The following is a 13,342-nucleotide window of genomic DNA, read 5'->3' on the forward strand; positions in this document are numbered from 1 at the left end:
TTTTGCGTGACCGCCCCGGTGTAACGGCTGTGAGCAAGGTTGCAAGAGGCGGGGGCTCTCATGGGGCGCGGAATGCCTCGCTGTTGCAGGCCGGGGTGTGAGCCCTGATGGCGGGGTGGAGGGGCTGTCTGCGGTGTCGCTACGTCAGTAGAGCCGGTGAGAGCGGCATAGGTACTGCGCTGGTGGTGACAGGCGTGAACCAAGTTTGGCTGGCATTCATGGGTTACTGCCAGCGATCAACAGCTGCCGCAACTCAACGCGATGAACTTCGTGATCGAAGGCGCGCTCAAGGGCGGTGTCACCCGCAGTCTGGCGATCGACGCCCACGGCAAAGCCCTGAGCTTCGCCCTGCTCGACATGGAGCTGACTCCCTGAGCCTTCGCCGGTGGCGTGCCCGCCAAGGGCATGCCCCGCGCATCATGTCAGGTCGCCGCAAATGTATCCTTGTAGGTCTCGCGCAGCAGGTTCTTCTGGACCTTGCCCATCGTATTGCGCGGCAAACCGTCGAGGATGACCATGCGGCGCGGGTGCTTGAAGCGGGCGAGCTTGTCCGCCACCTCCGCCTCGATGGCGGCCATGTCGGGTTTCACCCCCGGTTCGGGCACCAGGACGGCCAGCACCGTTTCGCCGAAGTCGGCATGGGGCACGCCGATCACCGCGCTTTCCAGCACCCCGGGCTGGTCGTCGAGCAGCGCCTCGATCTCCTTGGGGTAGATGTTGTAGCCCCCCGATATGATCAGGTCCTTGCCGCGCCCGACGATGGACACATAGCCCTCGTCATCCACCACACCGATGTCACCGGTGATGAAGAACCCGTCGTCCCGCAACTCTGCGGCGGTCTTCTCTGGCATCTGCCAATAGCCCTTGAACACATTCGGCCCACGCACCTCGATCTGGCCGATCTCGCCCTGTGGCAGCTCGGCGCCCGTGGCCGGATCGGTGATTTTCAGCTCAACGCCGGGCAGCGGAAAGCCCACCGTGCCGGCGCGGCGCTCGCCGTCGTAGGGGTTGGACGTGTTCATGTTGGTTTCGGTCATCCCGTAGCGCTCGAGGATGCGCTGGCCGGTGCGGGCCTCGAACTGGCGGTGGGTCTCGGCCAGCAGCGGGGCGGAGCCGGAGATGAACAGGCGCATCGGCCCTGCCAGTTCGGCGGTGAAACGCGCGTCGCCCAGCAGGCGGGTGTAGAAGGTGGGCACGCCCATCATCGTGGTCGCGCGGGGCATCAGGGTGAGCACCGCGTCAATGTCGAACTTCGGCAGGAAAATCATCGCCCCGCCCGCCGCGAGGGTGACATTGGTTGCCACGAAAAGCCCGTGGGTGTGGAAGATCGGCAGGGCATGCAGCAGCACATCCTCCGCGGTGAACTTCCACAACTCGGCCAGCGTGACGCAGTTGGAGAGCAGGTTCGCCTGCGTGAGCATTGCGCCCTTCGAGCGTCCGGTGGTGCCGGAGGTGTAGAGAAAGGCGGCAAGGTCATCTTCCCTGCGCTCCACGGTATCGAACTCTTCTGGCATGCCTGCCGCGCTCTGCGCAAAACTACCCTCGCCTGTCGCGTCGAGCGTGCGCAGCTCCGCGCCAAAGCGGGCGGCCACAGGGCCGAGTGCCTCGGCGCGGGCGGGGTCGCAGACCAGAAGCCGGGCGCCGCTGTTCTCGACGAAGTAGCTCACCTCATCAGCGGTGTAGCCAGTGTTCAGCGGCAGAAAGACAACGCCCGCCCGCACCGCCGCAGCATAGAGCGCCAGCGCCTCGGGGCTTTTCTCGATCTGCACCGCGAGCCTGTCGCCCGGCGCCAGCCCGGCGGCAGTCAGCGCGTTGGCAAAGCGGGCCGCCATCGCCAGAAAGGCGCCATGGGTAATCGTGCGGTCGTCGTGAAGGATGAGGAAGGGCGTCGACTTCCCTTCATGGGCTCCGAACAGCCGGTCATAAAGCGGGTTGGCCATCGGGCTTACTCCTGGATCAGTGTCTTCTCGGCGGCGGAGGCGAGCGACCGCACTTCCGGGGAGGACGAAATCTCGCCGCTCGCGGCAAAGCGTTCGTGGTTCTGGGTCACGCGGGAAAGGTCGTAGAGGTAGTTCACCATCACCCCATGGGACTGTGCCCGCCCCTTGTCCGAAGTGTCGGCGCCGGCATGGATCATGTGAACCTGCGCTCCGTTGCCGAGGTGAAAGCGCGCCACCGGGTCGCGCGGCGCAGGCCCGCGGCCCTTTATGCGCGTCAGGTAGTAGGCGGCGAACTGGCGCAGGCTGGTTTCATCTTCGGCCTCTTGGCCGGTTTCCTCCATCCACGCCGCAAGGCCCGGGATGGGCGAGAGGGTCACGAAGGTGGAGAGGCCGGGCACCTCGGAAGAGAGATCTGCGGCCACCTGCTTGATCAGCGAGTTGCCAAAGGAAATCCCCGCAAGCCCCGCCTGGCAGTTGGATATGGAGTAGAATACCGCCGTATCGGCCTCGGCTTCGGGCAGGGCAGGGCGCCCCTCGGCCAGAAGCCCCTGCACCGAGCCGGGAATGCCTTGCGTCAGTGCCACTTCGACGAAGATCAAGGGTTCCGAAGGCATCGCCGGGTGGAAGAAGGCAAAACAGCGCCGGTCGCTCGGCTCCAGCCGCCGCCGCAGGTCGGCCCAGGAGTGGATCGCGTGCACCGCCTCATAGGCTATGATCTTCTCGAGCACCTGCGCCGAAGTCTCCCATGAGATCGGGCGCAGCACTAGGAAGCCCCGATTGAACCAGCTGGCAAAGAGGTGGCGAAAGTCGAGGTCGAGCGCCATCAGCGCCTCGTCGCCCCGCCCGAGCCTGAGCAGGTCGGCCCGCATCTCTACCAGCGCCCCCGTGGCGCCCGGCACCTGGTTGAGCCGCCGGATCAGTTCCTGTCGGGGCGGTTCGGAAGCCTCCATGAAGGCGCGGTAGCTGGCCTTGGTCTGGCCTGCATTCAGCGCCTCCAGTGCCGCACGCGTGGCTTCCGGGTTGACCCCCATCTCGCCCGCGAGAAAGTGGAAGAACGCCAGCCGGTCATCGTCCCCAAGCGCCGCGTAACGGTCGAGCATGGCGCGGGCGAGCGCGAGCCCCGACATTTCGCCCGTGGTGCCGATGAGGTCGCGCGCAAGGTCCGGCAGTTCGCGATCGCCCAGCCGCGCGGCGGCATCCGAGCGGATGCGGCGCTCGAAGACGGTGGAGAGCAGGTCGGCGAGCAGGGTCATAGTTCCGGTCCCATCACGGCGTCGGGCAGCCATGTGGCGAGCCCGGGGAAGAGGCAGAGCAGCACGATACCCAACACCATGCAGGCGACGAAAGGCAGCGAGCCCTTGAGGATGGTTTGCAGCCGGATATCGGGCGCGATGCCGTTGATGACGTAAAGGTTCAGCCCCACCGGCGGCGAGATCAGCCCGATTTCCATGTTGATCGTCAGGACCACGGCAAACCAGATCGGATCGAACCCGGCGGTGGTGATGATCGGCAGCAGGATCGGCGCCGCCATCAGGATCACCGCCACGGGCGGGAGGAAGAAGCCTGCCACCAGCAGGAACAGGTTGATCGCGCCCATCAGAACCCAGCGGTTGGCTTCCAGCGTGCCGATCCAGTTGGCGATGGACTGGGTGATGAAGAGCGAGGACAGCATGTAGCTGAACACCCCCGCCGCCGCGATGATGAAGAGGATCATCACGCTTTCACGGGTGCTGTCGCGCAGCACCACCCAAAGGTCGCGCGGGTTCCAGAGCCGGTAGATCACCACGGCCACCAGCAGGCAGAGAAGCGCGCCCACGGCAGCGGTTTCCGAGGGCGTGGCGACCCCGCCGTAGAGCGCATAGAGCACGCCGAGGATGATCAGGATGAAGGGCACCACGCGGGGCAGAATCTCGATCCGCTGGCGCCAGGTGTAGCTGGCGCCGCTGAGCAGGTTGGTGTCGCCCGAGCGCCATGTGGAATAGAGCGACCATGCCATGAAGAGCATCACCAGCATCAGCCCCGGCAGCACACCCGCAAGGAAAAGGCGGCCAATCGAGGTTTCGGTGGCGATGCCATAGACGATCATGGTGACGGAGGGCGGAATGAGAATGCCCAGCGTGCCGCCCGCCGCGATCGAGCCCGCCGCCACCCCGTCCGGGTAGCCGCGCTTGCGCATCTCGGGGATGCCCATCTTGCCGATGGCGGCGCAGGTGGCGGGCGAGCTGCCCGACATGGCCGCAAAGAGCGCGCAGGCCCCGAGGTTGGAAATGACCAGCCCGCCGGGAACGCGCGTCAGCCAGCGCTCCAGCGCCTCGTAAAGATCGGCCCCCGCGCGGGTGGATGAAATGGCCGCGCCCATGATGATGAACATCGGGATCGAGAGCAGGGCGAAGTTGTCGAGCTTGCCGAAGAAGATTTCCGGCAGCAGCGAGAGCGAGCGCATCCCGTCAAAGACAATCAGGAAGCCCGCAGCGACCACAAGCAACCCGGCGCCCACGGAGATGCCCGAGAACAGCACGAGAATGGTGAAAACGGCGACCAGTGCGCCCAGCAGAAGCGGGTCCATCAGTGGCCCTCCCGTCCGTCGGTGAAGCCTGCCTCGGGGTCGAGGCCGAAGGGGGTGTCATGGCCCGCAAGCAGGGCCCAGAGGTCGGCGGCGACCTGAAGGGTGTAAAGGCCAAAGCCGAGCGGCAGCGCGAGGTAGGGCATCCAGAGCTTGGGGTTCCACGGCGAGTTGGAGGTTTCGCCCCAGTCCCACGCTTCGTGCCAGAACTCGTAGCCGTAAAACAGCATCATGCCGATCACGGCGAGGGTCAGCAGTTGAACGAAGATCGCCAAGGCCTTGCGGGCGGGGGGCGGCAGCATGAGCGGCAGCAGGTCTACGTTCACATGGCCGCGCAGATGCTGCACGTAAGGAAGGCCCAGCATGGTGGCGGCAATGACGATGTAGGTCACGCCCTCGGTCTGCCAGACCGTCGAGCCGTTCAGCACCCAACGGATGAAGATCATCTGGCAGGTGATCGCAACGGCGGCGACGATCAGCAGCGCCGCAATGACGCCGCAGCCGGTGCTGAGGACGCCGATGGCCCGCAGAATGGGATTGCCGCCGTGGCGTGCGGCGGGGGTGGGGTGGGCAGATCCAGACATCTTCGGGGGACTTTCCAGGAAAGGGGCGGCCCGGCCTTACGTGGCCGGACCGCCTGTGTTCATGTCACTCGACGGAGAGGGCGAGATCGAGCAGCTTCTGATCCTGCTCGGAACCGGAGCGGAAGGTCTTGTAGGCGGTTTCCTCGGCAATCGCCTGCCACGCCTTGAACTGCTCCTCGGTCATCTCCGAAATCTCGACGCCGTTCTTCTCGAACACCTCCTTGGCCTCGCCGTCCTCGCGCTTGGCCTCTTCGAGATAGAAGGCCTGCGCCTTCTCGGCGGCGGCATCGAGGGCAGCGCGCTGCTCGTCGGTCAGCCCGTCATAGGCCGTCTTGTTCATCATCAGCGGCTGATACATGAACCAGAGCGCGTAATCGCCCACCGGGGTGAAGCACTTGGCCTGTTCGTAGATCCGGTAGGACACGAAGCTCGACGACGAAGTGTTTGCCGCATCCAGCACGCCGGTCTGCATGGCGTTGTAGATCTCGGCAGAGCTCATCGAGGCAATCGAGGCGCCCGCCCCGGCGAGCATTTCCTCGAAGGCCTTGCCGGCGGCCCGGGTCTGGGCACCTTGCACGTCTTCGGGGGCGGTGATGCACTTGTCCTTGCCGGCAAACCCACCCGCAAGATAACCGTGCACCAGCACCATGATGTCATCCTCGGCCAGTATCTTCTCGATCTCGCCCATGAACTCGCTGTCGTTCATCCGCGCGGCGTGGTCGTGGTTCTTCACCAGCCCTGGCATGAGGGTGAGGTTGTAGGCGTTGCGCAGCCCGCCCGCGTAGGAGAGCGGAAACACGATCATGTCGACCTGCCCGCGGCTCAGCGGCTTGTATTGCTCGCGCGCCTTGAACAGCGACTGGCTGGGAAAGATCGTGATGTCGAGGTCTACCCCCGCGGCGCCAACCTCGTCGGCCACCATCTGGGCGACCTTGTGGCGCACGTCGCCCTCCGACCACTGGTGCGAGAGCCTCAGCTCCGTGGCCTCGGCGGCGATGGTGCCTGCAAATAGCGCGGCGGCTGCCGCGAGTGCTGTGTATTTCATGATTTCCTCCCTGGGTTACGGTCCTTCAGGACTCCTCCGGGGCCAAGCCTTGCACCCATTGTTCGCAAGGTCAACAATCTTGTATACAATAATTCCCTTCTTGTCGGCAGGATTTGGAGCTAAGATCGAGACATGGATCAGAAGCGGTCAGACATAATCGCCGAACAGCTCGAGGGGCTCATCCTCGGGGGCGACTTCGCCAATGGCGAACGGCTGGACGAAGTGCAGCTGGCCGAGCGTTTCGCCGTGTCCCGCACACCTTTGCGGGAGGCCTTCCACCGCTTGGCGCTTTCGGGCCTCGTGGAGCACATCCCCCATCGCGGCACCTTCGTTCGCCAGCCGGGGCCGATGGAGCTGATCGAGATGTTCGAGGTGATGGCCGAGCTCGAAGCCGCCTGCGCCCGCCTCGCCGCCACCCGCATCACCGATGCCGCCCTGGACGACCTGCGCGCCACCAACGCCCGCTGCCTCGCCGCAGTGGCCGCTTCCGACCATGACGGCTACTACCACGAGAACGAGCGCTTCCACGCAATCCTCTACCGCCAGTCCGGCAACGGCTTCCTCGAAGGCGAATGCCTTCGCCTGCAAAAACGGCTCATGCCCTTCCGCCGGATGCAACTGAGGCTGCGCGGGCGGCTCAGGCAGTCGATGAGCGAGCACGAAGCCATCGTCGAGGCGCTGGAGCGCGGCAATGCGCCCGAAGCGGCTGAGGCGCTACGGGCGCATGTTGCAGTACAGGGCGAGAAGTTTCACCACCTCATGGCCGGGCTGAAGCAGGCCGCGGAGTAAGCGCCCCACCCGATGCCCCGGGACAGCCCCAGCTTTAGACGTCAATGAGCCCGGGCAAGGTCAGCGAGATCGCCGGGATGAACGAAACCATCAGCAGCGCCACCAGGATTGCCAGGTAGAACGGCCAGATCGTCTTGACCGCCTGCTCCATCGGCAGCCGCCCGACCGAGCAGCCCACGAAGAGGCAGGCGCCCACCGGCGGGGTGCAGAGGCCGAGGCCGAGGTTCATCATCAGGATGATCCCGAATTGCAGCGGATCGAGCCCGATGCTGTAGGCCACCGGCAGAAAGATCGGCGTGCAGATCAGGATCAGCGCCGCCATGTCCATGATCATGCCGAGCACCAGCAGCACCACGTTGATCAGGATCAGGATCAGGATCGGGTTCTCGGTGATGGTGGTGAGCAGGGTCACCGTCTTGTCGGGCACCCGGTAGAAGGTGAGCATGTAGGCAAAGGCCCCGGCGCAGGCGATCAGGATCATAACCATGGCCGTGGTGCGCACCGCGCTTTTCACCGCCGTCATGAAGCTTTCCCAGGTGAGGCTGCGGTAGACCAGCAGGGTGACGACGAAGGCGTAGATCGCCCCGAAGGCCCCGGATTCGGTGACGGTGAACACGCCCGAAAGCACGCCGCCGACGATGATGACCGCGGTGAAGAGGCCGGGCAGGGCGGCGATGAAGCTCAGGAACAGCGAGGTGAAGCCGGGGAAGACCTCGGCCTGATAGCCCCGGCGCACCGCCACGACATAGGCGGCGACGGCAAGGCAGAGGCACATCAGCATCCCCGGCACCACGCCCGCCATGAACAGCTTGGAGATCGAAAGCCCGCCGCCCGCCGCGATGGCGTAGATGATCATGTTGTGGCTGGGCGGAATGACGATGCCGGCGATCGAGGAGGTGACAGTGACGTTCACCGCGTAATCGGCGTCATAGCCCTTTTCCTTCATCACCGGGATCAGGATCGAGCCGAGCGCCGAGATATCGGCCACAGCCGAGCCCGAGATGCCGCCGAAGAGCATGGAGGAGAAAACGTTGACGATGCCGAGCCCGCCGCGCACCGCGCCCACCGCGGCGGAGGCGAACCTGACCAGCCGCATGGCGATGCCGCCATGAAACATCAGCTCACCCGCGAAGATGAAGAAGGGGATCGCCATGAGCGAGAACACGTTGATGCCCGCGATGATCCGCTGGTAGCCGATCATCAGCGGCAGCCCCTCGAACCAGAAGGCCGCGATGGCGGAGATGCCGAGGGCGAAGGCGACCGGTGCACCGATGGCCACGCAGAGCGCGAACATCCCCAGCAGAACGAAAATTCCCATGTCGGCGGCCTTCTATTGAATGAGATCTTTGCGCCAGTCACGCCCCAGCACGAAGCGGAGCAGATGGCCGAAGGTGAAAAGAACGATGAGCCCGCCGCCGATGGTCAGCGGCAGCGAGCGCAGCCCCTCCGGCATGTGGATCAGCGGAATCGACGAGCCCCATTTGAACAGCGTCAGCTTGGCCCCGTAGAAGGCCATCATCCCGCCGAAGCAGAGCAGCAGAAGGTCGGAGAGCACCACCAGCCCGTTGCGGACCCAGACCGGCACCGAGGTGCGCAGCGCCATGACCGAGAGATGCGAGTTCTCGTGCACGCCCACCGCCGCGCCGATGAAGGCGATGACCATGATCAGCAGCAGCGCCACCTGTTCGACCCATGTGGGCGTGGCGTTGAGCACGTAGCGGCCAAACACCAGCCACCCGAAGATGACCGTAAGCACCACCAGCGACAGGCCGGTGAGAAGGCGGCACAGGCTGGCAAGCACATCGAGGCAACGGTTGAACCGGCCCAGCCATGCCGGGGAGTCGTCGGGAAGCGGCGGTATCATGGGGGTGCCCTCGGCAAAGGAATGCGCCCGCCCCATGGGGCGGGGCGGGCGCGGGGTGCTTTTCAGCTCACTCGGTGGCCTGGATCAGCTCGACCAGCGGGCGCAGGTCGGGGTTGGCCTCGAGGTAGGCTTCGTAGACCGGCGCCATGGCGTCCTGGAACGGGGCCTTGTCGGCGATCTCGTTCATGGTCACGCCTGCGGCCATCACCTTGTCGCGGCTGGCGGCCTCGCGCTCGTTCCAGAGCTGGCGCTGCAGCTCGGCCGATTCCTGCGCGGCTTCGGTCAGCGCGGTCTTCTGCTCGTCGCTCAGCCCGTTGAAGACATCGGCGTTGATGCAGACGCACTCGGGGATGATCAGGTGCTGGCTCAGCGAGTAGAAGCCCGCGACTTCGAAGTGGCCGGTCGATTCGTAGGAGGGCCAGTTGTTCTCGGCCCCGTCCACCACGCCGGTCTTCAGCGCCTGATAGACCTCACCGAAGGCCATCGGCGAGGGGTTGCCGCCAAGCTGCGAGATCATGCCGGAATAGAGATCGTTGTTCATCACCCGCACCTTCATGCCCTGAAGGTCGGTTGGCGCGTTGATCGCGTGGTCGGCGTTGTAGAACGAGCGCGCGCCTGCGTCATACCAGGCCAGCGGCACGAGGCCCTTGGCTGCCATGCCATCGGCGATCTTCTGGCCTGCCTCACCGTCGAGCACGCGGAACATGTGGTCCACGTCCTTGAAGATGAAGGGCAGCGAAACCACGTTGGCTTCCGGCGCGATGGGGCCGATCGGGCCGAGGTTGAAGTTGCCGATCTCGAGGCCACCGAGGCGCACCTGCTCGATGGCGTCGGGCTGGTCGCCCAGCGTGCCGCCGTGGAACATCTGCAGCGTGATCTCGCCGCCAGTCTTCTCGGCGACCAGCTCGGCGAACTTGTCCATCGCCACCGTGTTCGGGTAGCCGTCGACATGGATGTTCCAGCCGCGCCATTCAGCGGCATAGGCCGCGCTAGAAAGCATGGCGATCGCGGTGGCCGCGCCGACGAATGCCGTCTTGATTGTCTTGTTCATTAATATTCCTCCCAGTCGTTTTACTACCTGCCATTGATTCTCCCGCGGTCTTCTGGGCGCAGGCCATGGCGTTCGCTCTTGTTTTACAGTGATACGGCCGCAACATTGCGGCGAACTCTCTCCTCCCGCACCAATCCAGAACTAATATATCAATTGAGTCAACGGGCTTGTTGACCTTCCTCGAAACTTACCCCCGATCTTGCCTGCCGAGGGCGGGTGCATCAGGGAACGGCGCGGGTCGATCCCTTGTCTAAAGCCAATACTAGTATACCAGAATAAGTCAACGGAAAGCTGAAGGCAGCGCCGATTCTTTTGCCGCACACAGGTGAGGTTTCCGTAAGGACGCAGGCTCGCCGGACCCCGGGCACAACGCTGCCGCACAAGTGGACTGAGCCGGGACGCGCGCGTCAGTCGCTCGGGTCGAAGTAATGCCCGTTGGTTGCCTCGATCGAGGCAATCGTGGCATCGAGCCGCGACAGGTGCAGCTTGCCCGCCTCCACCGCACGCTCGGCGTCACCATCGAGGATGGCCGCCGCAATGGCCTCGTGATCCTCGAGCAGTTGGGGCATCCGGTCTTCCTTGCTCAGCCCGAGAGTGCAGAGCCTATCGACCTTGGCCTTCTCCTGCGCAATCACCTCAAAGGCAAAACCCGCATCGGCGATATCGCAGAGCGCCTGGTGAAACTCGTAATCCAGCTCCCCGAACTTCTGGTAGTCGCCCTTGTCGATGGCCGTCCGCTGGCGCTTCAGGCAGGCCTCCAACAGCTTGCGCGCCGCGGTGCTGGCGTTTCCCGCGGCACGGCGCAGCACTTCGAACTCCACCGAAGCCCGCACGAAGCGCGACTTCTCGACCTCGCGGGAGGAAAAGCGCTTCACCTCGGTGGCCCGCTGGGGGCGGATCAGCAGCAGGTCGAGGTTGGCAAGCCGGGTGAAGGCATCGCGCACCGGCTGACGCGACACGCCGAACTGCGCCGCGATCTCGGCCTCCGAAATTCGGTCGCCGGGGCGCAGGCGCAGGGAGTTAATCTCGCCGAAGAGATGGTCGAAAATATCATCGACCGTCGTGCGGCGATCGGTGGCCAGCGTGTTTCGCATGTCTCGGGGTCCCCTTTGCGTCCTCGATTTATAGTCCCTCAATCCGGCCGCGCCAATCGGCGTCTGGCCAACCACAGCCCCGGTGTTGCCCTCTTCCGACGGGACCAAAGGCTTGGCCATTCCGTCCGCTGCACCGCCTTGCACGCATCTCCGAGGTTTTCGGACTGGCATGCGAATAAGATTACTAGTATTCCAGATTGCGCGATCAGTCGAATCGTCATTGCAACCGGCTCACCGGGTCCCACGCCCCCGGATTACCCGAGCCACGCCACCATCTGACGCCGAAGGACACGCCGATGACCGTCAAAAACCACTTCCCCGCCGGCGAGGCGAAAAGCTTCGACGCAGGCGGCGGCCTCACCCGCAAGGTCGGCGCCTATGCCGACAACGCGATGGTGGTCGAGGTGCACTTCGAGAAGGGCACCATAGCCGCCCGCCACCACCATCCCCACGAGCAGATCACCTACGTCATCTCGGGCAGGTTCGAGTTCACCATTGGCGACGACACCTACATCGTCGGCCCCGGCGACTCGCTCTACAAGCAGCCCAACATCGAACACGGCGCCACCTGCCTCGAGGCAGGCACGCTTCTGGATGTCTTCACGCCGCACCGCGAAGACTTCCTCTAACCCCGACAATTTCATTCAATACAAGGGAGTGCACAGCATGACCAAACCTGTCATCGGCTTCATCGGCCTCGGCCTCATGGGCGGCAACATGGTGGAGAACCTCCAGAAGCGCGGCTACGAGCTGGTCGTGATGGACCTGAACAAGGATGCGGTGAAGACCGTTCTTGATCGCGGCAATGCCCGTGAGGCCGCCACGGCCCGCGAGCTTGCCGAAGCCGCCGACATCGTGATGCTCTGCCTCACCACCTCCGACGTGGTCGAAAAGCTGGTCTACGGCGACGATGGCATCATCGCCGGCATCCGCGAGGGCTCGGTTCTGATCGACTACGGAACCTCCATCCCCGCCTCCACCCGCCGCATCGGCGCCGACCTCGCCTCCATGGGTGCCAGCATGATCGACGCGCCGCTGGGCCGCACCCCCGCCCACGCGAAGGACGGGCTGCTCAACATCATGGCCGCGGGCGACAGGGCGACCTTCGACAAGGTCAAGCCCGTGCTCGACGATCAGGGCGAGAACGTCTTCTACCTCGGCGCGCTGGGGGCGGGGCACACCACCAAGCTCATCAACAACTTCATGGGCATGACCACCGTCTGCACCATGAGCCAGGCCTTCGCCGTGGCCGAGCGGGCAGGCGTCGACCGGGCGCAGCTCTACGAGATCATGTCTACCGGCCCCTCCAACTCGCCCTTCATGGGGTTCTGCAAGAACTACGCGGTCGACGGGGTGAGCGACCTAGGCTTCTCGATCAACAATGCCAACAAGGACTTGGGCTATTTCCTCGAGATGGCCGAAGACCTCGGCACCCGCGCCGAGATCGCCGAGGGCACCTCGCACAACCTCGAGGCCGCCGTGGCCGCCGGGCTGGGCGAGGGCAACGTGCCCGAGATCTACGATTACTTCCTGAAGCTCGCACGCGGCTAGGGCAGGGGGCAGCCACCCGTCGCCCTCCAACCCGCGCCGCCACCCCGGCGCGGGCGCAGCCTTTCGCCCGCCAAAATCACCCAACCTCCGAGGACTCCCATGGCCAATCCCGCCCCCGCCGATGTCACCCCGATCAGCCCCACCACGCTCGCCCGCCTGCGCGGCGCCAGCACCGCCACCGTCGCGACGCTGCTCTACAAACGCGGCTACCTGAACGCCTACATCCAGGGCGCCATGCCGCTGGCACCCGGCAAGCCCACCATGGTCGGCCCCGCCTTCACCCTGCGCTACATCCCCGCCCGCCCCGACACCGACCCGATCGAAGCCTTCCGCGAGCGCGACCACCCGCAGCGCGTGGCGGTGGAGCAATGCCCCGAGGGCGCGGTGCTGGTGATGGATTGCCGGGGCGATGCCTCTGCCGCCTCCGCCGGCTCGATCCTGCTCACCCGTCTAGAAATCCGCGGCTGCGCGGGTGTCGTCACCGATGGCGGCGTGCGCGATGCCGAAGGGGCGGCGGCGCTCGCAATGCCGGTCTACGCCGGCAAGCCCTCCGCCCCAACCAACCTGACCAAGCATCACGCGGTCGATATCGGCCTGCCCATCGCATGTGGCGAGGTTGCGGTGTATCCCGGTGACATCCTGCTGGGAGATGGCGACGGGGTCATGGTGATCCCCCGCCACCTGGCCGACGAGATTGCGGCAGAGGCCGAACCTATGGAAGAGTTCGAGAGTTTCGTTCTGGAGCAGGTCCGAGCGGGACACCCGATCATCGGGCTCTACCCGCCAACCGACCCCGACGTGCAGGAGCGCTACAAGGCGTGGCAGGCCCAACAGGCCCGCTGACCGCCTCTCGAAAGGACC

Annotated in this window: 13 protein-coding genes; 4 read left to right on the forward strand and 9 right to left on the reverse strand. The window is 65.0% G+C overall.

What is annotated here, in order from left to right; translation table 11 throughout:
* Positions 1 to 422 precede the first annotated feature (422 nt).
* From GTH22_RS19115 to dctP, 5 genes are all read right to left on the reverse strand, one after another.
* A complete protein-coding gene (locus GTH22_RS19115) occupies positions 423 to 1,940 on the reverse strand; it encodes a malonyl-CoA synthase (RefSeq protein WP_252947179.1) in 1,518 nt (505 codons plus the stop codon).
* Positions 1,941 to 1,945: 5 nt separating this feature from the next.
* Positions 1,946 to 3,193, reverse strand: a complete 1,248-nt coding sequence (locus GTH22_RS19120) for a malonyl-CoA decarboxylase (protein ID WP_252947180.1) — start codon at positions 3,191 to 3,193, stop codon at positions 1,946 to 1,948.
* Positions 3,190 to 4,506, reverse strand: coding sequence for a TRAP transporter large permease (locus GTH22_RS19125; protein ID WP_252947181.1), 1,317 nt, complete (start codon positions 4,504 to 4,506; stop codon positions 3,190 to 3,192). The genes GTH22_RS19120 and GTH22_RS19125 overlap by 4 nt, the downstream gene beginning before the upstream one ends.
* Positions 4,506 to 5,087 carry a TRAP transporter small permease gene (locus GTH22_RS19130; RefSeq protein WP_252947182.1) on the reverse strand — a complete coding sequence of 194 codons (582 nt, stop codon included), beginning with the start codon at positions 5,085 to 5,087 and terminating at the stop codon, positions 4,506 to 4,508. Before GTH22_RS19130 ends, GTH22_RS19125 begins: the two co-directional genes overlap by 1 nt.
* 64 nt (positions 5,088 to 5,151) lie before the next feature.
* Positions 5,152 to 6,132, reverse strand: coding sequence for a TRAP transporter substrate-binding protein DctP (gene dctP, locus GTH22_RS19135; RefSeq protein ID WP_252947183.1), 981 nt, complete (start codon positions 6,130 to 6,132; stop codon positions 5,152 to 5,154).
* 132 nt (positions 6,133 to 6,264) lie between these two features.
* On the opposite strand from dctP, the gene GTH22_RS19140 reads away from it, so the two are divergent.
* Positions 6,265 to 6,921, forward strand: a complete 657-nt coding sequence (locus GTH22_RS19140) for a GntR family transcriptional regulator (protein WP_252947184.1) — start codon at positions 6,265 to 6,267, stop codon at positions 6,919 to 6,921.
* Positions 6,922 to 6,955: 34 nt separating this feature from the next.
* Here GTH22_RS19140 and GTH22_RS19145 read toward each other — a convergent pair whose 3' ends face one another.
* The 4 genes from GTH22_RS19145 to GTH22_RS19160 form a co-directional block, all read right to left on the reverse strand.
* Positions 6,956 to 8,239 (reverse strand): TRAP transporter large permease, encoded by a 1,284-nt coding sequence (locus tag GTH22_RS19145; RefSeq protein WP_252947185.1) that lies wholly within the window; start codon positions 8,237 to 8,239, stop codon positions 6,956 to 6,958.
* Positions 8,240 to 8,251: 12 nt separating this feature from the next.
* Positions 8,252 to 8,785: a TRAP transporter small permease gene (locus tag GTH22_RS19150; protein ID WP_252947186.1), complete on the reverse strand. Its 534-nt coding sequence runs from the start codon at positions 8,783 to 8,785 to the stop codon at positions 8,252 to 8,254.
* 67 nt (positions 8,786 to 8,852) lie between these two features.
* Positions 8,853 to 9,836, reverse strand: a complete 984-nt coding sequence (locus tag GTH22_RS19155; protein ID WP_252947187.1) for a TRAP transporter substrate-binding protein — start codon at positions 9,834 to 9,836, stop codon at positions 8,853 to 8,855.
* A gap of 407 nt (positions 9,837 to 10,243) precedes the next feature.
* Positions 10,244 to 10,930 carry a GntR family transcriptional regulator gene (locus tag GTH22_RS19160; RefSeq protein WP_252947188.1) on the reverse strand — a complete coding sequence of 229 codons (687 nt, stop codon included), beginning with the start codon at positions 10,928 to 10,930 and terminating at the stop codon, positions 10,244 to 10,246.
* Between the two features lie 296 nt (positions 10,931 to 11,226).
* Between GTH22_RS19160 and GTH22_RS19165 the strand changes: the two genes are divergently transcribed.
* From GTH22_RS19165 to GTH22_RS19175, 3 genes are all read left to right on the forward strand, one after another.
* Entirely contained in the window at positions 11,227 to 11,559 is a 333-nt protein-coding gene (locus GTH22_RS19165; RefSeq protein WP_252947189.1) for a cupin domain-containing protein, read from the forward strand.
* 37 nt (positions 11,560 to 11,596) lie between these two features.
* Entirely contained in the window at positions 11,597 to 12,481 is an 885-nt protein-coding gene (locus GTH22_RS19170; RefSeq protein ID WP_252947190.1) for an NAD(P)-dependent oxidoreductase, read from the forward strand.
* A gap of 99 nt (positions 12,482 to 12,580) precedes the next feature.
* Positions 12,581 to 13,324 carry a ribonuclease activity regulator RraA gene (locus GTH22_RS19175; RefSeq protein WP_252947191.1) on the forward strand — a complete coding sequence of 248 codons (744 nt, stop codon included), beginning with the start codon at positions 12,581 to 12,583 and terminating at the stop codon, positions 13,322 to 13,324.
* Positions 13,325 to 13,342: the final 18 nt, after the last annotated feature.

This window comes from Oceanicola sp. 502str15 (assembly GCF_024105635.1).
GTDB lineage: Bacteria > Pseudomonadota > Alphaproteobacteria > Rhodobacterales > Rhodobacteraceae > Vannielia.